The following is a 20150-nucleotide window of genomic DNA, read 5'->3' on the forward strand; positions in this document are numbered from 1 at the left end:
CCGATGACCGAAAGCACGCGCACCGAACGCGATTCCCTGGGCACCCGCGCGGTACCACGCGAGGCCTACTGGGGCGTCCATACCGCCCGCGCACTGGACAATTTCGCTATCACCGGCGACCGCATCGGCAACTATCCGGCCCTGATCACCGCGCTCGCCGCGGTCAAACAGGCCGCCTGCCGCGCAAACCGGGACCTCGGCCTACTCGACGCCCGCCGTGCCGAAGCCATCGATTCGGCCTGCGACGAGATCCGCGGTGGCGCAATGCACGACCAGTTCCCCATCGATCCCATTCAGGGCGGTGCCGGTACCTCGACGAATATGAATGCCAACGAGGTCATCGCCAACCGCGCGCTGGAGCTACTCGGCCACGACCGCGGCAGCTACACCGAACTGGACCCCCTCGACCATGTGAATCTGGGCCAGTCCACCAATGACGTCTACCCGACCGCGGTGAAACTCGCCATCGTGCACCATATCCACGATCTGGTCGCGGCATTGGGCCGACTGGCGACCGAATTCGACAAGAAGGCAATCGAATTCGCCGACATCATCAAGATGGGCCGCACTCAGCTCCAGGATGCCGTACCCATGACGCTCGGGCAGGAGTTCGGCACCTTCGCGATCATGGTGCGCGAGGACCGTGCCCGTCTCTGCGAGGGCACCGCGCTGCTGCGCGAATGCAATCTCGGCGGCACCGCGATCGGCACCGGAATCAACGGCCATCCCGATTATCCGGCGCTGGCCTGCACTCATCTCGCCGAAATCACTCGGATTCCGGTAACCTCGGCCGCCGACCTCATCGAAGCCACCCAGGATTGCGGCGCGTTCGTGCAGATCTCCGGCATCGTCAAACGCGTCGCGGTCAAACTGTCCAAGATCTGCAACGACCTGCGGCTCATGTCCTCGGGACCGACGACCGGTCTGGGGGAAATCTCGCTTCCCCCAGTACAAGCCGGGTCATCGATCATGCCCGGCAAGGTCAATCCGGTCATCCCGGAGGTCGTCAACCAGGTCGCCTTCGCGGCCATCGGCAACGATATGACCGTGACCATGGCCGCCGAGGCGGGCCAACTCCAGCTCAACGCCTTCGAGCCGATCATCGCCTACAGCCTGCTCCGCACCACCGCACACCTCACCGCCGCTATCGACACGCTGGCGACCAGATGCGTACCGGGCATCACCGCTCATCGCGAGCACCTGGCACAGGGCGTACGCCACTCCATCGGCATCGTCACCGCCCTCACGCCTCTCATCGGCTACGCTGCCAGCGCTCGAATCGCCAAGCAGGCCTTGCACACCGGCCGTCCGGTCGAAGAAATCGCCATCGAGCTCGGCCTGTTGCCATCCGAAACCGTGAAATCCCTACTGGCACCCCACCGTCTCGCCGGACTGCCCACTCCGGCGACCAAAGCTGCTGTGGCCCAGTAGGGGCGCGGCATCGGGTCTACGCTCCGAAATCCAACACGCCGGACACGCCGATGTCGGCGTGGCGACATAGATCTGCGGACCAATTGGGCTAACATAGCAGCGCTGTGCGACGTGGCGGCGTTCGCGCAGCGAACGGGGAAGGAACTCGCCCGGCAACACAATGTGTTGCCGGGCGGGTTAAAAAGTACCCGCACATGGCCGCTCAATCCCGAAGGTTCAGCACGCGGGAGGAAACGCCGCAACCTCGCCACGCAGAATCGAAACCCGCTCCGCCTGAGGACTCCTCGAACCAGCAGACGAAGTTCGCTCAGAACTCGCGGGCGAATTGCTGGGCACCCCAGGCCTCTCCGTACGTGACCTTGGCAGCGTGCTCTAGCATCACGACACAGCCGACTCCGGTTCTGCCCGCCGACGGCGCGACGACAGCGCGAAGCGGGGCCAACACCGCAGGACGATGTCGGACAGCAGTCCGGCCCGAACCGACTCCCGAAAGGTGCTGCGGGAGCCGATATTCGGACAAATCGGCATGTGCTACTCCCGGCCGGAAAGACCGTCGCGCACATGCAAGAATCGTCCGCGATGATCACCTATCTTGAAGCGACTGTTATCGGCGCGGTGCAGGGGGTCACCGAGCTGTTCCCGATCTCCAGCCTCGGCCACTCCGTGCTGATCGCCGCATGGGTGGGAGGTGATTGGCGGAAGTTATTGGCGCAGAACGACTCCGGCGCCGGTAACCCCTATCTGGCATTCGTGGTCGCGCTACACGTGGCGACCGCTGTGGCGTTGCTCGGGTATTACTGGCGCGACTGGTGCTCGATAATCGCCGGTTTTGTCACGTCGCTACGCACCAGGCGCCTCGATACCGTTCCGCAGCGATTGGCGTGGCTGATAGTGATCGCCTCCACGCCGGTCGCCATCCTCGGGCCGCTGCTCATGCATCCGCTGCACGCACTGTTCGAGGGGCCGATCGACGCGGCCATTTTCCTGACTCTCAATGGCGTCGTATTGGTAATCGGTGAGGGATTGCGCCGACGCAACGAGCCGACGCTGGCCGAATACGGGCGACGCTTCGCCCTCACCGCCGCATCACATCCAGCCCGCCAAACCGACCGGCGGCTGGCTGCCCTCGGGAAGCGCGATGCCGTCGGCATCGGATTCGCCCAAGCCGGCGCCCTGCTGACCGGATTCAGCCGCGCGGGCCTGACCATGGTCGGCGGATTGTGGCGCGGTCTCGAACACACGCACGCGGCCAAATTCGCCTTCCTGCTTGCCACTCCGGCAATCCTGGGCGCCGGTATCGTGGAAATACCGGAGCTGCTCGGACCGGAGACCGACGGCATCCGAGGACCGGTTCTCGTCGGCGCGATCGTGTCCGGGACGTCGTCCTGGCTGGCAGTTCGCTATCTGGAGCGGCACTTCCAGACTCGCACCCTGCTACCGTTCGCAACGTACTCACTGGTCGTGGGACTGCTCTCGATCATCCACTTCAGCTGAATCCAGCTTCGACAAACAGGTTTCGAACTCAGATGACGACACCGGCGTATGACGAATTCGGACTGTTCGCCGAGAATGCGGCCGAGGCGGGCCTGGCCTGGTCCGGCCAGCCACAGGTGCAACGGTTCTCGATCGACATCGGCTCCGGTCGCCACGTCAGCGGTCTGCGCTGGGGTGACGGCGGGCCGGAATTGGTGCTCCTGCATGGTGGCGCGCAGAATGCGCACACCTGGGACACCGTGGCGCTGGCGTTGGATCGCCCCCTCGTCGCACTCGACCTGCCCGGCCACGGCCATTCCGACTGGTGGTCAGATCATCTGTACACGCCACACCGGCTGGCCGAGGCGGTCGCCGTCGCCATGGAAACCGTGGCGCCGCAGGCGCAGGCGGTCGTCGGCATGTCCCTCGGTGGACTCACCGCACTGCGACTGGCCGCGCACCACCCCGACCTGGTGCGCCGCCTGATAGTTGTGGACGTCACTCCGGGCACCGGCGACAACCCGAACAAGACCGCGGCGATAGTCGCATTCGTCAACGGCCCCACCGACTTCGGCTCCTTCGAGGAGATTCTGGAACGTACCGTCGCACACAATCCGGGCCGGTCGGTCCAGTCGCTGCGGCGCGGAGTTCTCCACAATGCGCGCCAGCGGGATGACGGCCGCTGGATCTGGCGCTACGACCGGCTCCGCCCCACTGCCGACGGATCGCTCGACTTCGGCCCTTTGTGGGACGACGTATCCGCCGTACAAGCACCACTGCTACTCGTACGCGGCGCACGCTCACCGGTCGTCGATGACGCCGACGTCGCGGAACTGCTCCGCCGCTGCCCCGACGCACAGGTCGCGATCGTCGACAGCGCCGGACACTCGGTCCAGGGCGACCGCCCCCTCGAACTCGCGGCCCTCATTCGCGATTTCGCCTACCCCACTGAATGAACTACCTCGGCTTCGACCCCGTGCTGTCGGGTTTTTCTGTGCCGCCGATATCGTTACCGGCGAAGCGCCGATCGGGCGAACGCGGCGTTCAAGCGGTTCAGGAAGAGATTGCGTGGCCGGGCGTCGGCGGCGTGCAGCGCCTCGGTGAGCAGGCTGATGGGTTCGGTACAGGTGGTGTAGCGGGCGCCCGGATCCTTTGCGAGCGAACGGTGCACGATCGTGTCGACCTCGGGTGGGATCCAGTGTCGGCGCGCGGAGATATCGGGCGGCGGGTCGTGCAAGTGGGCCTGCGCGGTGGCCATGAGATTTCCGCGCGGGAACGGCGGGCGGCCGGTGAGCAGTTCGATCGCCGTGCAGATCAGCGCGTACTGGTCCGTCGCGGGGCATACCGCGCCTGCCTGCAACAGCTCCGGCGCGGCATACGGCACCGAGACGACCACGAAACCATTACTGGCCAAGGGCGGTTCGGGCTGGTGCAGCCATCGGGCCTGGTCGAAATCCGAGAGTTTCACGGTCGCGGGATCGTCCACACCGACCAATAGATTCGCCGGTTTGACGTCGAGATGGACTATGTCGTTGGCGTGCACGAAATCCAAACCCGCCGCGACCCGACCCAGCACATGCAGCACCCGCCCCAGGTCCGGATGTCGGTGCGGCATCGGCACCAATATCGAACCCGTTGTGCCGGCGACGTACTCGTGCGCCGACCACAGCCTGCCGTCGGTTTCACCATGCGTGTACATCCGCACGATATTGGGATGCCGCAGCACCGACAAGATGTCGAACTCGTGCACGAATCGCGCACGCGCCTCGGGCGACCGGCTGTCCTCGGGGCTCAGAATCTTGAGCGAAACCGGCCGCGAACGCTCTGGATCCTCGGCCAGATACACATCACTGCTACCGCCATGACCAAGCCGAGCCTGCACAACGAATCCAGCAAACCGGTCATTCGGTTCCAGTACCACCGCCATACCGTAGTTCGCCGACGCCCGGCATCGGCGGCGCAACCTCTCGCTGCTGGGAAATCGGGTGCGGTCAGTCCTTGGGTATGCGCTCGCGCAGGGGCAGCAGAATGTGATCGAACGTGGCGGCACTGGTCGATGTCACTCGTCGAGCAGACGCCATGCCGTGAGTGCGAGCCTAGCCCGCAGCAGTCCGGTGGGTTCGGCCATTTCGATACCCGTCATCTTTTCGATCTGTTCGAGGCGGCGGGCGACGCTGCTGTGGTGCAGGTGCAGCAACTCGGCCGCCCGACACAGCGAACCGGTGACACAGTAGGCATCGAGTGTCTCGAGATCCTCCGAGTTGCTCGCCATTCGGGCGATCGCGGCGACATCGACGTTGTCGCGCACGGCATCCTGGGGTACCTGCGCGAGCAAGGCCAACGCCCCGAGGTGGTCGTAGTGGACGATCGGGCTGTGCGCGGTGGCGAAGCGCAGTGCGGTGCGGGCTTGCCGCCACGATCTGTCGGGCCGATCTGCCGCTGCGGTGCCCGCGCGTGCGCCTGCTGGGAACCGGGTCGGGTCCACCGTGGTGGCCAGGATGACGCCAACGTCGGCCAGCGGTGCCGCCTTCACCGGACGGGCCGGACAGATCAGACCACCGACCTGGTCGAGTGGAAGCTGGGACCGGACTGCCACGACGCGCACCGGCAGGTCGGCGGCAAAACCCAAGAGCCGCAACGCCCGAGCCCGGGCCGCCTCGTCACCGTCGGCGCTGATCACAAGCTCGACCAGCGCAGGATCGGCCATGGTCGTGCGCGCCGGGCCGTACCGCTCGATGACCGCGGCCGCCGCGATGGCGAGCCGCTCCAACAGCAATTGGTCGAGCGAGCGGGAGATATCGGTGCGTTCCAGCCACACCGTGCCGATCTCCTCATCGTCGAGGACGATCGGTCCCGTGGTGGACGCGGACGGCGGAGGACCTGGCACTTCCCGGCCGTCGGGTGCGAATCGGATCACTCGGCCCGTGCCGTGCAGCCGAATCCCGGTCACACATTCGGCCAGGACCGCCGAGGCTCGGGCCAGCGCCGGGAGATCCACCCGTCGGCGCATCAGGGTGTCGTAGAACATCACGACACGCAGCGCACCCTCCGCTTCCACGTCCAGTTGCGACAATCGGACCACCAAGGCATCCATGTCTGGAGGCTAACCGCAATTCGTCCGCTGAGATCCCGGAGTCGAGCCACCGTCGATCACCGACGAAGTAGATACCCGGCGCCGCAGTTGTAGAGGCCACCTCGCCGGAAGTAGGCGCACTAGCCCTGTGTACTGGGTCGAGTTCGCGCAGTGCGCCCCTTCGGCGACCCGCCCGTCCGCCTGGGTCGACGCGGAGGCGGCCAGGCGTACGCGTCATAGCCGTCGCTTCCGTCAGCGGGAACTGTCCCCGGCCCCGGCGGGCCGCCCGGACCCGGCCGTGCGGCACCGGATGTGTCCGGGTTCGAGCCATTTGCGGTGTTGGTGCGTATATCGCTCGGCCAGGGGTAGGCGGTACGAGCAGCTACCTTTACGAATGGAGCTTCGAAATGGACGTTCACGATAGCGGTGCGGCCCATCGCGGGCCGACTATGCGAATTCCCCGTAGCCGAGGGGCTCTCGGCGGGCTCGCGGTGCTCCTCCTGGGGATCTGGGGTGCGTTGATCCCGTTTGTCGGGCCCTCCTTCGACTTCGCGTTCACGCCGGACGAACCGTGGGTGTGGACGGCGGCGCGCGGATGGCTCCAAGTACTGCCCGGCGGCGCCGCGATTGTCGGCGGGTTGCTCATGTTGGCGAGCCGCAACCGTCTCGTGGCGAGCTTCGGCGGTTGGCTGGCGACGGCGGCGGGCGTGTGGTTCATCATCGGGCCACTACTGGCGAATCTGTTGAGCATCGGCGCGGTCGGCGACCCTGTCGCCACCTCCGATCTCAAACGCGCCCTATTGCAACTGACCTATTTCTACGGTCTCGGTGCGCTGATCCTGTTCTTCGCCGCGACGTCGCTCGGCCGATTGTCGGTGCGTAGCGCCCGCGATATCGCCTTCGCGCGACGTGAGGTCGATGCCCGAGCCGCGGCCAGGGCCGATGGCCGTAGCCGCACGGTCGACGAACCAGAACCCGCCGATACCGGATACCGGCCCGCCGCCTCGGGGCGGCCACGGCTCGATAAGCCCGGCTTCGGCGGCAGGCCGACGTAGAGTCCGGGTTCCGACGTGGAGGCCGGGTCCCACATCACGCGAGAACGACCCGACTCCAGCGCAGGTCGCTCGCCGCGCTCCCCTGGGTCCGTCCGCCAACGCACCGCTATCGTTCGCAGTCGCAGCGACCCCGATCGCCGCGCGACGCTCTCACGCGGCATCGACGAGGCCATATGAGCGCAATCTCGGCGCGGCTTGTCCGACGATCGGCGGATCACGGTGGACGAGGATACGCGGCGCTCGTCGCGGAACGGGGCCGAAATGCCCGACGGTTGGCGGGTGATCTCCGCGTGGCGGATCGCCAGGATAGTTGTCATGGATCCCGAACTCGAGCCATTCCTGTCACTGTTCCCGCCGTCCGACCTGTCCGACCCACCCACCGCGCGTAAACAGCTCGCCGAGTTGGCCGCAGCGGTACCCGTTACCGACACCGCGCACCTGGAGATCGAAAACCGCACGGTCCCAGCCGATCCCGACGTGCCGGTGCGGATCTATCGCCCACACCGGGCCCAGGGCGCCATCGTCTGGCTGCACGGCGGCGGATTCGTCATGGGTGATCTCGATACCGAACACCCTTGGGCGACGATGCTCGCCAACGGCTCCGGCGCGACCGTGATCTCCGTAGGCTACCGACTGGCCCCCGAACATCCGTTCCCTGCAGCACACGATGACATTTACGCGGTGCTGAACTGGACCGCCGAACACGCAACCGAACTCGGCATCGATCCGTCGCGCATCGCGATCGGCGGCCACAGCTCCGGCGCGGGTCTCGCGGCCGCGGTGGCGTTGCGTGCACGCGACGAGCAGGGGCCGCCGATCCGCTTCCAACTGCTCCACCAGGCCGGACTCGATGACCGACAGCTGACGTGGTCGCAGCGGAATTTCACCGATACACCGTTCTTGACCCGCGGCAAGGTCGCGCAGATGTGGGCGTACTACCTGGGTTCCACGCCCGCCACGCCGTATGCCGCCCCGGCGCGAGCCACCGATCTGTCCGGCCTGCCACCCGCTCACATGGCCGCCGCGGAGTTCTGCCCGAACCGCGACGAAGGTATCGACTACGCACTGCGCCTGATGGCTGCCGGGATATCGGTCGAACTGCATCAGTGGCCGGGCACGTTCCATGGCTCGCAGGCGATCTTGTCCGCGCAGGTGTCACAGCGGCAGAACGCCGAACTGGCGGGGGCACTGCGCCGAGCCTTGGCCGAATAATCCGACTGCGGGCGACTCCGTGGGCCAGCTGCCGGGATCCGCCTCGTCGTGTGGACGGGTGCCCGAGCCGTCCGAAGTCGATCATGGGCAGAGCACGGCGACGCTACCCCGGTGCGGCGTGGTCGTGCCCTCGTGGACGCGGCGTCAGCGGCCGGATCGCTGCATGACCTCGCGGGCCAAGGCCCGGTATTGCTCGGCGCCGGCAGATCGTGGCGCCCAGGTGGTGATGGGTTCACCGGCAACGCTGGCGTCGGGGAAGCGGACCGTTCGCGAGATCACCGTGTCGTAGACCTGGTCACCGAACACTTCGGCGACCCGGGCCAGTACCTGACGCGCATGCAGCAGGCGCTGATCGAACATCGTGACCACGATGCCGAACAGGCTCAGCCCGGGGTTGAGCCGGTCACGGACCTTGTCCATGGTGTCGGTGAGCAGTGCGACCCCGCGCAGCGAGAAGAACTCACATTCCATCGGGACGATCACACCGTCCGCGCAGGCAAGCGCATTCACGGTGAGCAGGCTCAAGGATGGCTGACAGTCGATGAGTATGTAGTCGTAGCGGTCTCGAATCGGGGCGAGTACCCGCCGCAGCGAATGTTCCCGGCCGACCTCGTTGACCAATCGAATCTCCGCCGCGGACAGATCGATATTGCTCGGTAGCAGATCGACATTCTCGACGTGAGTGTTGATCAGCACCTCGTCGATCAGCTTTCCCGATCCCCCGAGCAGGTCGTATACCGTCGACGGCAGATCATTGAGTACGGCACCCAACCCCGCGGACAACGCGCCCTGCGGATCGAGGTCGACCAGCAGCACCCGCCGACCGCATTCGGCCAGTGCGGCGCCGAGATTGATGGTCGAGGTGGTCTTGCCGACGCCGCCTTTCTGATTGCACATGGCGATGACCTGTGCTTCAGCACGGGTCACCGAGAGTTCGGATGCATTGACCGCACTCACGATTCGCAAACGCTTCGGCTCGTCTCCACCGCTGAGCCGGGCAGGTCAACTGACCGCAGGTAGTTTGCCAACATGTCGCCAGATTAGCGGTTCATGCCGGAGAACGAACAACGAACCCCAGATGAATCCTTGCTCACCATGGATCAAGGCGTAGATCGCTGACAATTCACTGAACCGACCGTTTGGTCGAAACCGTCTCGCCTGGAGGGTATCCCGCCGAGTGCGCAGGTGCCGGCTCGATTCGGGGCAGCTTCGCGGGTTGTCCGGGCGGTCGTTATGATCACCATCCTCTGCTCACGATCCTCTGCCCGCTGTCCACCACGAAAAGGAATCCCCATGGCACGCAAGGTCGTTGTGACGCTCATCGATGACTTCGACGGCAAATCCCCTGCCGAGGAAACAGTGGCCTTCGCCCTCGACGGCGTCGAATACGAGATCGACCTATCCATCGCCAACGCCGGTCAACTGCGCGGCATCTTCGAGTCCTGGACCTCGAACGCTCGCAAAATCGGCCGCGCGGCCCGGGTCAAGAGCCAGACCTCGCGCACGGCGAACGACCGCGCCCGCACTGTCGCCATCCGCGACTGGGCCCGCGCCAAAGGCATCACGGTGTCAGCCCGCGGACGGATTTCAGCAGAGGTAGCCCAAGCGTACGAGAAGGCCAACGCCTAACCGCGCTTACGACGCTGGAAGAGAGGTCCCGCGTCGCTCGTCGGAGCACTGCGGCGAATCGCGGATTCGCGAGCAAACAGCGGTGCGGGGCCAACCAGGTCGTCCACCCCGGGCGGCCGCGTCAATCTGTTTCTCGCCGCGCCGACCGTTTACCGCGGCCGAATCGTCGGGCAGGCCAATCCTGTCGCTGACGTCCTCAGTCGGCGGGACGCAAAGTCCCGGTTGCTGTTTGCCGTCCGAAACCATCCCGCGCGACGGTCACGAGAGCGCCTTCGAGCGGAGTCGCTGAAACCACCAATCCCTGGTGGTCGAACAGCGGTGCCCGCAACCGATAGTCGAAGACCTGATCACCGGCGTATCCGCGGGCTCGGGCGGCTTCGGCCATGGCCGTCGCCTGCAATGGACCGTGCACGAGCAGACCCGGATACCCCTCGACCTCGCGGGCATAGTCGCGGTCGTAGTGGATGCGGTGGCCGTTGTAGGTGAGCGCGGAGTATCGGAACAGCAGGGTCGGGGAGGTATCGATGGCCCATTCGTCTTCGGCCGGAGGCACTATCGCGTCCTGGCTCGGATCCGGTTCGCTGGATCGTCGGCTCGGTTCGACGGCGTCGCGGTAGACGATATCCTGCCGTTCGTCCACCACGATCCGATCGCCCTGCAGAATCTGGTGGCCGACCGCGACGAAGGTCAACGCGCCGCTGCGTCCCTGTTTCTCTGCTGTGGCTAGCACTTTCGTACGTTTCGTCGCCGGTTCACCACATACCAGCGCCCCGCGCGTGCGCACCTGCCCACCGGCCCACATCCGACGTCGACCGAGACCCGGCGGCTCCGGAACGGTATGGCGAACCGGGTGACCATCGGCCCCCAGATCCGCCTGCGCGGGGCGTTCGAGTAGATAGATCCAGTGCCACAGCAGCGGTAGTCCCTTGTCCAGATCGGGCAGCGGCACACCGAGCAGCCCGCTCAAGGCCTCCGCTGGAGCGGGCAGCAGCAATTCGGTGCGTTCGACCACCTCGGTCATACCAGCTTCTCCTCCGAAACATGTTCTGCTGGTGTGAATTCCGCTCGTATAGCCGCGGTGTGCTCCCCCATCCGAGGCACGGCACCCATCGCCGGTTCCCAACCAGCCACTACCGGTGGCAGCATGGCCTGCATCACCCCACCGGGTGTATCCACCGGCCGCAGGCGATCACGGGCAAGGAGCTGCGGATGCTCGGTGAACTCGGCCGGTGTGCGCAACCGCGCATTCGCGATACCGGCCTGTTCCAGCAGCTCGATGACCTCATCGGTACCGGTTGCGGCGAACACCTGCTCCAGCAACGCGGTCAACTCCCCGTCGTGTTCCACCCGATCGGTATTGGTCACGAACCGCGGATCGTCGATCAGGTCGCAACGTCCGAGCACGGTTTCGCACAGCGCGGTCCATTCGCGCTCATTCTGGATACCGAGGAATACGGTGCCGTCGCCGGTGCGGTAAGGGCCGTATGGCGAGATCGATGGATGTTTGGCTGCACTGCGGCGCGGCGGTTCGTCGCCGTAGCGGGAGAAGTAGGCCGGTTGGCTCATCCACTCCCCGAGCGCATCGATCATCGCGACGTGCAGACTCGCCCCGACACCCGTGCGCGCCCGATCGTAGAGCGCGGTGAGGATGCCACTGTAGGCATACATACCGGTGGCGATATCGGCGATCGAGGACCCCGCCTTGGCTGGTACTTCCGGTGTGCCCGTTGACATCACGAGCCCGGTCTCGCATTGCAACAACAGGTCGTAGGCCTTCTTCGACCGGTACGGGCCGTCGGGTCCATACCCGGAGATCGAGCAGTGGATCAGCTCGGGCCGGGCCGCGCGCAACGTCTCGGCATCGAGTCCGAGCCGTTCGGCGGCACCGGGGACCAGGTTCTGCACGAATATGTCCGCTCGGGCGATCATCGCATCGAGTAGCCGACGGTCGGCGCGATCCTTGACATCGAGTTCGATGCTCTCCTTGCCCCGATTGAGCCACACGAAATAGCTCGACTCTCCGTGGACGGTTTTGTCGTAGCGTCGGGCGAAATCGCCGCTACCAGGTCGTTCGATCTTGATAACGCGAGCACCGAGGTCGGCGAGCTGGCGGGTCGCGAACGGCGCGGCAACGGCCTGTTCGACCGCGACGACGGTGATGTCTTCGAGAGGGCGGCGCATGCGGTGCCTTCCGGGAAAGTCGGTGCTCAGTTGATCCGATTACGACTGATCAGCTGGCGGGCGATCACACCGCGCTGGATCTCATTGGTGCCCTCACCGACAATCATCAGCGGTGCGTCGCGGAAGTAGCGTTCCACATCGAATTCGGTCGAATATCCGTAGCCTCCATGTACGCGCACGGCATTGAGCGCGATCTCCATGGCGGTCTCCGAGGCGAACAGTTTCGCCATACCGGCTTCCATGTCGGCGCGCTCCCCCGAGTCGTAGCGACGCGCGGCGTAGTGCACCAACTGGCGGGCGGCGGTCAGTTTCGTCGCCATATCGGCGAGATAGTTGCCGACAGACTGGTGCTGCCAGATCGGCTTACCGAAGCTCTCCCGGTACTGGGCATAGCGAATCGAGTCCTCCAGCGCGGCCTGACCGACACCGAGCGCGCGGGCGGCCACCTGAATGCGCCCGACCTCCAGACCGCGCATCATCTGCGCGAATCCAGCACCCTCGACCCCGCCGAGCACAGCCGATACGGGCACCCGCATATCGGCAAAGCTCAGCTCACAGCTCTCGACGCCCTTGTAGCCGAGTTTGGGCATATCTCGCGATACCGTGAATCCGGGGCCCTTTTCCACCAGCAGAATGCTGATACCCCGGTGCGCGGGTTCGGCGGTCGGATCCGTCTTGCACAGCAGGGCGACCAGATCCGACCGGCGGGCATTGCTGATCCAGGTCTTGGAGCCGTTGACTATGTAGTCGTCGCCGACCCGGCGCGCGGTTGTGCGCATCGACTGCAGATCCGATCCGCCTCCCGGTTCGGTCAGCGCCATGGTCGCGCGCAGCTCGCCGGTGGCCATCCGAGGCAGGTACCTGTCCTTCTGCTCGCGAGTTCCATAGTCCAGCAATAGTTTTGCGACCACAGTGTGACCGCCCATCGCCCCCGCCAAGCTCATCCAGCCGCGCGAGAGCTCCTCGGTGACGGCGGCGTAGCACGGTGTGGACACCTTGGACTCGCCCCAGGGTTCCGGGATGGCCAACCCGTAGATCCCGAGCTGCTTCATCTGATCGATCAGCTTCTCCGGGTAGGTGTTCGTATGGTCGAGTTCCTGCGCGACCGGTTTGACTTCCCGATCCACGAAATCACGCACCACCGCGACGATCGCGGATTCCTCCTCGTTCAGCTCGTCCATACGACATCCTCTCGACACTCCGGCACTACCATCATGAGAGCTAATACAGGCCTGGGTGAAATGCCGAGTTCTGATATCACTATGCCAGCTCGCGATATGCAGGAGTTACGGATGGACTTCAAGCAGTTGAAGGCCATGGTCACGGTGGCCGAGGTCGGTAGCGTCACCAAGGCCGCGGAGTTGCTACACCTGGTTCAACCCGCCGTGACCCGGCAGATTCGCATGCTCGAACATGAGCTCGGTGTCGCGCTGTTCGAGCGCACCCGGCAGGGTATGCGCCCGACGGACGCCGGAACTGTCATGGTCGAGCGGGCGCGGCGGGCGCTACACGAACTCGATCGTGCCCGCGCCGAACTTCGACCGGCGCCCGGTGTCGTCACCGGGGTGGTCAGCGTCGGCCTGTTGGAGAGCGCTGCCGACCTCTTGACCGAACCACTTGTCTCGGCGCTCGCGCGCGATCATCCTGGCATCGAATTGCGTGTGCTCACCGGCTATTCCGGTCATCTGCAGCGCTGGCTCGACGACGGCGATCTGGACCTGAGCCTGCTGTACAATCTGACCAGCACACCGTCGCTCAATGTCGAACCGCTTGCGCGGGAACGACTCTGGGTGGTCGCGCCACCGAGCGACGACCTACATGCCGAACGTCCCGTCACCCTGGCCGAGGTCGCGACCCATCCGATGGTGATGCCAGCGCCCGGGCACGCGCTGCGCGCCCTGATCGACGGCGCCGTCGCGCAGACGCAGGTGAGTTTCAACGTGACCGTCCAGACCAATTCGCTGCGTCTACAGAAACTGCTGGTACTCGGTGGCCACGGCTGGACGATTCTGCCCGGCGTCGGCATCGCCGACGATGTCGCCAATGGCACGCTCAGCGCCGCACCGCTGCGCGAACCGGAGGTCTGGCGACTGATCGTCCTCGGTATGCCGCGGACCGGTCGCGTTCCCGCTGCCGCCGAAGTCGTTGCGGCCGAGCTCATCCGCCAGGTACGCGCCGCCGTAGCAGCGGGGCATTGGCCTGCGGCCCAACTCATCGACCGCAGCGAAGGCACCGCGGATCGATTGCGCAGCCGAACCGACTATTCACCATGACCCGTTCGGCGTCCAGCACGTCCAGAACCAGCGACGTATGACGCCAGACGATATGGGCATCAATTCTTTTTATTTCTCAACCATGTCGATCATCACCCATGATCGGGCAGGTAGCCGGCCCGAATATGGAGTCCACCCGATGGATCGGACCGGCGGCGTCGTCGACGACAACGGAGCCCGGATCCTAGTCGGCTACGCCACCTTCTGACACCGAGGTTCGCCATGCAGCAGTATCCGATGTTCATCGACGGACACGACCACGAGCCGATCAGCGGTGAATGGTTCCCCACCGACAACCCGTATCTGGGCGAACCATGGGCTCAAATCGCCGAAGGCGGAACCGAGGATGTCGACGTCGCGGTGCGGGCCGCGCACCGGGCCTTTACCAGCGGCCCGTGGCCGGAACTCACCGCGAGCGCTCGCGGCGCACTGTTGCGCCGCCTGGGTGACACCCTCGCCGAGCATGCGCACCGACTGGCCGAGCTCGAGGTCCGCGACAACGGCAAATTATTCGCCGAAATGTATGGCCAGCTCAGCTATCTGCCGCAGTGGTTCTACTACTACGGCGGACTGGCCGACAAGATCGAGGGAACGGTGCTGCCGCTGGACAAGAAGGGCTACTTCGCATACACGCGCCAAGAGCCCGTCGGTGTCGTCGGCATCATCACGCCGTGGAACTCCCCACTGATGCTACTGACCTGGAAACTGGCCCCCGCCTTGGCCGCAGGCTGCACCGTGGTGATCAAACCGTCGGAATTCACCTCCGCCTCCACGCTCGAACTGATCAGACTGTTCCATGCGGCCGGAGTGCCGCCAGGGGTGATCAATGTGGTGACCGGCTTCGGCGCCGACGTCGGCACACCGCTCGTGGAGCACCCACTGGTCCGCAAGATCACCTTCACCGGATCCGATTTCACCGGGCGCCGGATCAATGAGGCCGCGGCCCGCGATCTCAAGCACGTCAGTCTCGAACTGGGCGGTAAATCCCCGAATATCGTATTCGCCGATGCCGATCTCGACGCCGCCGTCAACGGTGTCGTATCCGGCATCTTCGCCGCCACCGGACAAACCTGTATCGCCGGATCGCGCCTGCTGGTCCAGGACAGTATTCACGACGAATTCGTCGCGCGCGTAGTGGAACTCGCGCACACCGCCCGCATGGGCGACCCCATGTCCGAGGACACCCAAGTCGGCCCGATCACCACGCCCGCGCAATACACGAAGGTGCTGGACTACCTCCGGATCGCCGAACAGGACGGCGCCACACTGGCTTTGGGAGGTGCCGTTGCGACGCGCCCGGAATGTGGCAATGGCTGGTTCATCGAACCGACCATCTTCACCGGCGTCGACAATCGGATGCGCATCGCCCAAGAAGAAGTCTTCGGCCCCGTGCTCGCCGTCATTCCGTTTCGCGCCGAGGACGATGCCGTCGCCCTCGCCAACGATGTCCGCTTCGGCCTCGGTGCGGGCGTCTGGACCAGTGATATCGGCCGTGCACTACGCATGGCCGAACGCATTCGCTCGGGCACCGTGTGGGTGAACACCTATCGTGCGGTCAGTTTCATGGCACCGTTCGGCGGATTCAAGGATTCCGGAATCGGCCGGGAAAACGGTATCGACGCCGTCCGGGAATATCTCGAAACCAAGACGGTCTGGATCAACTCCGGTGCGCCCGTGGGAAATCCCTTCGTAATCCGCTGATCCGCCAAGGCCTGTCGCCGATCCGACATGGCGTCGCAGTAGCCGTTGTTTGAGAAGGCGACGGATGTCCTTCTTCCGAGCACGGCTGGGCCACTGAGTGGTGATGCGGGATGACGCCAGATCCCTTGGACCACAGGATTTTTGTTCACGCGGACGGCAGACTGGCGGAGTTCATGTGCCATGTGGTCAGCTCTTGACCAGTTCGGGCACTGCGGTGTCGACTTCCTCGGCATCCTCAGGGACCGCAGCCGCCCGGCTCGGCAGCAGCACAGCCATGACGATCACGACCAGTGCCAGAGCGGCGGAGACCAGGAAGGCCAGGCGCATGCCGGCGAGGTGGGCCGTGACGGGGTCGGTGCCGTCGGCGACGAGTCCGGTGCTGCGGGCCGACATCACCGTTACCACCAGGGCGGTGCCGAAGGCTGCGGCGACCTGCTGCAGCGTGCCGAGCATCGAGCTGCCGTGCGAGTACAAGTGCTGCGGAAGCGCGCCGAGCCCGAGGGTGAAGACCGGGGTGAAGGCGGCGGCCAGCGACACCATGAGCAGGATGTGCAGTACCAGCAGCTGCCAGTACGGCATGGACATCGAGATCTGGGTGAATCCGGCCAATGCCGCGGCGATTCCGAGCGATCCGGGAATGACCAGAACCCGTCCACCGAACCGGTCGAACAGACGGCCGACCGTCGGCCCGAGCAGACCCATCGCCAGCCCACCCGGCATCACCAGCAGCCCGGTCTGCAATGGGCTCAGACCGCGCAGGTTCTGCAGATACAGCGGCAGCAGGATCATCGAGCCGAGCATCGCCATGAACGCGACCGACATCAGCACCAGCGCCTTCGTGTAGGTGCCGGACAGCAGGACTCGCAGATCCAGCAACGGGGTGCCGATGCGCTGCAGCCGCAGCTGACGGAAGACGAATACGGCGATGAGGGCCGAACCCGCGGCGACGATCAGGGCCGGGCTGGTGTAGTTGTCACTCTCGAAACGGCTGAGCCCGAATACCAGCCCACCGAACCCGAGCGCGGCGAACACCACGCTGGACCAGTCGATCGCCCCGGCTTGCGGTTCACCGACATTCTCCAGCCGACGCAGGCCCAGCCAGGTGACGACCGCGGTGATCGGCAGGACAAGTACGAAAAGCCAACGCCACGAGCCGATCTGGAGCACCATCCCGGAGACCACCGGGCCGAGTGCGGGCGCCACCGAAATGGCGAGGGTGACATTGCCCATCACCCGGCCGCGGTCCTGTTCGGGCACAACGGTCATGAGTGTGGTCATCAGCAGCGGCATCATTATCGCGGTACCGCCCGCCTGGATGATCCGTCCGAGCAGCAGCACCGCGAACGACGGCGCGACGGCCGATAGCGCGGTACCGGCCAGGAAGACTCCCATCGCCACCGCATAGGCTCGTCTGGTCGAAACCCGCTGCAGGAACCAGCCGGTGGTCGGGATGACCGCGGCCATCGTCAACATGAACGCGGTGGACACCCATTGCGCCGCCCGCTCGGTGACCTCGAGGTCGGCCATCAGACGAGGGATCGCGTTGATCATGATGGTCTCGTTCAGGATCACCACGAAGGTCGCGAGTACCAGTACCCGGATGACGGTCGGCGTCCGCCCTCCCGAGGCGGGGGCGGAAAGTTCGGCTGACATCGGGTGTACCTCCGGAGCGTCTCGATGGGGTTGCGTGTGGCGCGTTACCGATTCATCGGATCGCGCCACAGTGGTTGAGACGGGACAGGCGGTTCGAATTCATCGGCCGCGCCAGTATTGCGGTCACCACCGACAAGTTCGGTCGCCCGCCGGCCATGACCGCCGAGCAGATCCGCCAGGCCCGCGCCATCTCGACCCGGCCGGAGGAGACGGTTGGTCGCCCGGCTGCTCGGCGTCTCGAGCGTCCTGGACCTGGCCGACTTCACCATCGACGACGCCGGGCGGCCGCCGCTCGAGCAGTTCCGGGCGGCGCCGCCCACGCCGTCGGCGCAGGCCCTGGCCCTGGCGGTGCGGGTCGGCCTCGCCACCGCAGGCGTCCGTCTCGCTTGACCTGCTGCGCGTCAGTCCGGCAGCCAGTGCAGCTCGTGTGCCAGGGTTTTGGCGACGGCGCGGATGCGGCGGTGTAGTGGTGACTGCTCGCGCGGGAGGACCAGGTGGATCGTCAAGGTGGGTGCGCCCCGCAGCGGTCGCCAGGTGAGACCAGCCGGTTGTGTCGTGACCGCGGCTTCACCGGCCGGGGCGAGGGTGACACCATCGTGTAGGTCGCGCTGAGACATGTCGAAAGAGACTGCGGGCGTGCGGAATCGGGGGGTCGGCCGGGTGTCGCGGAACAGTGCGGACAGCTGATCGTGGATCACGGGGTTGGCCGCACGGTCGGGGAGTCGCAGCGGATATGCGGCCGCATCGGCGATCTCGATCTCCGGATGTTCGGCCAGCGGATGATGCTGCGCCAATTGGACCCCGACGCGCATGCGCCGCAGCAGGAACCGGCGTACGCCACGACCCGGCTGTTCACCGCGGGTGATCCCCGCATCGATGCGGCCGTCGGCGACCGCGGGGGAGATCTCCGGTGTCGCCATCGGGACCGCGCCGACCTCGAGTCCCGGGCTGCTGCGAATGAGCCTGTCCACCAGGGCCGGTGCCGTCTCGGCCCCCGCGCTGAGGCTGTATCCGATGCGCAGCGTGCCCAGTTCACCGGCCCCCGCATTCCGGGCGGTGTCCCATGCCCGGTCCAGCGCCGCCAGCGCGGGCGGCGCGGACTCCGCCAAAGCCGCACCGGCCGTGGTCAATACGACGCTACGCGTGCTACGAACCAGCAGGGCCGTACCGAGTTCCGCCTCCAATCGGCGCATCCTGGCACTGAGCGCGGGCTGCGCGATACCGATCCGTGCGGCCGCGCGGGTGAAGTTCAACTCCTGCGCCAGCACCAGAAAATACCGCAGGCTCACCGTATCCGGCACCACATGCCTTCCCCCTCGATTGATAACGATCCATTCTGAGCCTATCGCGTACCGGTCTTTCCCTCGACCACACATCAAGCCATAACCTGCGCATATGACGATTCAACCGACCGCAGTACCCGTCGCCGGGATCGATCGATCTGAGTGTCAATTCGAAGTCGGACGTGTCCGGCCGAACACAGGAGGTTTCCATGGCTAAGGGCTACTGGGTCAGTGTCTACCCCGCCATTTCCGACCCTGAGAGGCTGACTGCCTACAACAAGCTGGCCGGTCCGGCTGTCCAGGCTGCGGGCGGGCGCCTCCTGTCCCATGTCGGTAGTCGAGTCGTCGCCCACGAGGCCGGAATCACGCAACGCGTCATTCTGATCGAGTTCGACAGCTTTGAACAGGCCGTCGCGGCATACGAGAGCGAGGCATACCAGAAGGCGCTGGTGGCCCTCCCCGACGACGTCGAGCGCGACTTCCGCATCATCGAAGGCATCGACTGACCGGCGGGCCCAGCCATCGCTGAGCATCCGTGACCTGATACGCACACGGTGCTGAACGACGACTCACGACACGAGTTCGAAGCCATGCCCCGCGTCCCAGTTCGTCGTCGACGTCCTCGACGGCCGCGGGATGCCCTCTGCCCGCGCTAGGAACCTCCCCCGGCAATTGGTATGTCGACGGTCCCGGACAGGCGAACATACCGGCGCCGGCGGCCGCTCGGGCGCACCGCAACGGCTGCGAGACGGAACAGCGCCGGATCGCCGCCGAGGTCGTGCTGTTCCGCTATCCATGCCCCGAATCCGGCGCTGTCGAGCTATACGCGCTGATCGGCGGCGGGCACACAGGGCGGGCTCGCCGCCTACCGCCCCCGAGCCGCTGGTCGGCGCTACCGCATCGATCAGCGCTGATCAGTTCACGTGGGATTACCTTCCGAACCTATCCGCGCACACTTCGGTGGTCTGAGCCATCACCACCGGTACCAGCGACCGCGGGTCCCCGCGGAATCGGCGGACCGGAAAACAAAGCCGAGCGCCCAGAGCACCAGGACCACAATCGCAACCCACCATAAAGCCTTTACTGCGAACCCCACGCCGAACAAGATCAGCACCAGCAGCAGAACCAGCAACAGAGCGACCATTTCTTCTCACCTCCTGCCGCTCGCATACCCGGCAACCAGCAC

Annotated in this window: 19 protein-coding genes; 10 read left to right on the top strand and 9 right to left on the bottom strand. The window is 65.5% G+C overall.

Going from position 1 to position 20150, the window contains the following annotated elements:
• Positions 1-3: 3 nt before the first annotated feature.
• The 3 genes from ACQP2U_RS21530 (at position 4) to ACQP2U_RS21540 (ending at position 3860) form a co-directional block, all read left to right on the top strand.
• On the top strand, positions 4-1431 hold the full coding sequence (locus ACQP2U_RS21530; protein WP_433716315.1) for an aspartate ammonia-lyase: 1428 nt from the start codon (positions 4-6) through the stop codon (positions 1429-1431).
• A 561-nt stretch (positions 1432-1992) separates the two neighbouring features.
• Positions 1993-2925 (top strand): undecaprenyl-diphosphate phosphatase, encoded by a 933-nt coding sequence (locus tag ACQP2U_RS21535; RefSeq protein ID WP_433716316.1) that lies wholly within the window; start codon positions 1993-1995, stop codon positions 2923-2925.
• A 32-nt stretch (positions 2926-2957) separates the two neighbouring features.
• A complete protein-coding gene (locus tag ACQP2U_RS21540; RefSeq protein ID WP_433716317.1) occupies positions 2958-3860 on the top strand; it encodes an alpha/beta fold hydrolase in 903 nt (300 codons plus the stop codon).
• Between the two features lie 53 nt (positions 3861-3913).
• Here the strand turns inward: ACQP2U_RS21540 and ACQP2U_RS21545 are convergent, their stop codons facing one another.
• Positions 3914-4825, bottom strand: coding sequence for a serine/threonine-protein kinase (locus ACQP2U_RS21545; RefSeq protein WP_433716318.1), 912 nt, complete (start codon positions 4823-4825; stop codon positions 3914-3916).
• A 138-nt stretch (positions 4826-4963) separates the two neighbouring features.
• Complete coding sequence (locus ACQP2U_RS21550) at positions 4964-5998, bottom strand: PucR family transcriptional regulator (RefSeq protein WP_433716319.1); 1035 nt, start codon at positions 5996-5998, stop codon at positions 4964-4966.
• Positions 5999-6384: 386 nt separating this feature from the next.
• Between ACQP2U_RS21550 and ACQP2U_RS21555 the strand changes: the two genes are divergently transcribed.
• Both ACQP2U_RS21555 and ACQP2U_RS21560 read left to right on the top strand, forming a co-directional pair.
• Complete coding sequence (locus ACQP2U_RS21555; RefSeq protein ID WP_433716320.1) at positions 6385-7032, top strand: hypothetical protein; 648 nt, start codon at positions 6385-6387, stop codon at positions 7030-7032.
• A 195-nt stretch (positions 7033-7227) separates the two neighbouring features.
• Complete coding sequence (locus ACQP2U_RS21560; protein ID WP_433716321.1) at positions 7228-8244, top strand: alpha/beta hydrolase; 1017 nt, start codon at positions 7228-7230, stop codon at positions 8242-8244.
• A gap of 144 nt (positions 8245-8388) precedes the next feature.
• Here ACQP2U_RS21560 and ACQP2U_RS21565 read toward each other — a convergent pair whose 3' ends face one another.
• Positions 8389-9141 (bottom strand): ParA family protein, encoded by a 753-nt coding sequence (locus tag ACQP2U_RS21565; RefSeq protein WP_433716544.1) that lies wholly within the window; start codon positions 9139-9141, stop codon positions 8389-8391.
• A gap of 396 nt (positions 9142-9537) precedes the next feature.
• On the opposite strand from ACQP2U_RS21565, the gene ACQP2U_RS21570 reads away from it, so the two are divergent.
• Positions 9538-9873, top strand: a complete 336-nt coding sequence (locus ACQP2U_RS21570) for a histone-like nucleoid-structuring protein Lsr2 (protein WP_433716322.1) — start codon at positions 9538-9540, stop codon at positions 9871-9873.
• Between the two features lie 196 nt (positions 9874-10069).
• Here ACQP2U_RS21570 and ACQP2U_RS21575 read toward each other — a convergent pair whose 3' ends face one another.
• Genes ACQP2U_RS21575 through ACQP2U_RS21585 form a run of 3 tightly spaced genes read right to left on the bottom strand, consistent with a single transcriptional unit; the run spans position 10070 to position 13235 of the window.
• Complete coding sequence (locus tag ACQP2U_RS21575; RefSeq protein ID WP_433716323.1) at positions 10070-10894, bottom strand: mesaconyl-C4 CoA hydratase; 825 nt, start codon at positions 10892-10894, stop codon at positions 10070-10072.
• Positions 10891-12054 carry a CaiB/BaiF CoA transferase family protein gene (locus ACQP2U_RS21580; RefSeq protein ID WP_433716324.1) on the bottom strand — a complete coding sequence of 388 codons (1164 nt, stop codon included), beginning with the start codon at positions 12052-12054 and terminating at the stop codon, positions 10891-10893. The genes ACQP2U_RS21575 and ACQP2U_RS21580 overlap by 4 nt, the downstream gene beginning before the upstream one ends.
• A 26-nt stretch (positions 12055-12080) precedes the next feature.
• Positions 12081-13235, bottom strand: a complete 1155-nt coding sequence (locus ACQP2U_RS21585; RefSeq protein ID WP_433716325.1) for an acyl-CoA dehydrogenase family protein — start codon at positions 13233-13235, stop codon at positions 12081-12083.
• Positions 13236-13346: 111 nt separating this feature from the next.
• Here ACQP2U_RS21585 and ACQP2U_RS21590 point away from each other — a divergent pair, with 111 nt between their 5' ends.
• Together ACQP2U_RS21590 and ACQP2U_RS21595 are read left to right on the top strand one after the other, a co-directional pair.
• A complete protein-coding gene (locus ACQP2U_RS21590; protein ID WP_433716326.1) occupies positions 13347-14327 on the top strand; it encodes a LysR family transcriptional regulator in 981 nt (326 codons plus the stop codon).
• A 222-nt stretch (positions 14328-14549) separates the two neighbouring features.
• Positions 14550-16028 (top strand): aldehyde dehydrogenase, encoded by a 1479-nt coding sequence (locus ACQP2U_RS21595; protein WP_433709134.1) that lies wholly within the window; start codon positions 14550-14552, stop codon positions 16026-16028.
• Positions 16029-16214: 186 nt separating this feature from the next.
• Here ACQP2U_RS21595 and ACQP2U_RS21600 read toward each other — a convergent pair whose 3' ends face one another.
• Positions 16215-17681, bottom strand: a complete 1467-nt coding sequence (locus ACQP2U_RS21600; RefSeq protein WP_433709135.1) for an MDR family MFS transporter — start codon at positions 17679-17681, stop codon at positions 16215-16217.
• Between the two features lie 213 nt (positions 17682-17894).
• On the opposite strand from ACQP2U_RS21600, the gene ACQP2U_RS21605 reads away from it, so the two are divergent.
• The gene (locus tag ACQP2U_RS21605; protein WP_433709136.1) at positions 17895-18071 is read left to right on the top strand and encodes a hypothetical protein; all 177 of its coding nucleotides are present in this window, start codon (positions 17895-17897) and stop codon (positions 18069-18071) included.
• A gap of 11 nt (positions 18072-18082) precedes the next feature.
• Here ACQP2U_RS21605 and ACQP2U_RS21610 read toward each other — a convergent pair whose 3' ends face one another.
• Positions 18083-18982 carry a LysR substrate-binding domain-containing protein gene (locus ACQP2U_RS21610; RefSeq protein ID WP_433709137.1) on the bottom strand — a complete coding sequence of 300 codons (900 nt, stop codon included), beginning with the start codon at positions 18980-18982 and terminating at the stop codon, positions 18083-18085.
• Positions 18983-19173: 191 nt separating this feature from the next.
• Here ACQP2U_RS21610 and ACQP2U_RS21615 point away from each other — a divergent pair, with 191 nt between their 5' ends.
• On the top strand, positions 19174-19470 hold the full coding sequence (locus tag ACQP2U_RS21615) for a DUF1330 domain-containing protein (RefSeq protein ID WP_433709138.1): 297 nt from the start codon (positions 19174-19176) through the stop codon (positions 19468-19470).
• Positions 19471-19937: 467 nt separating this feature from the next.
• On the opposite strand, the gene ACQP2U_RS21620 is transcribed toward ACQP2U_RS21615, so the two are convergent.
• Complete coding sequence (locus ACQP2U_RS21620; protein ID WP_433709139.1) at positions 19938-20108, bottom strand: hypothetical protein; 171 nt, start codon at positions 20106-20108, stop codon at positions 19938-19940.
• Between the last annotated feature and the right edge of the window lie 42 nt (positions 20109-20150).

It is taken from the genome of Nocardia sp. CA-084685, from assembly GCF_050955785.1.
In the GTDB taxonomy this organism is placed as follows: Bacteria; Actinomycetota; Actinomycetes; order Mycobacteriales; family Mycobacteriaceae; genus Nocardia.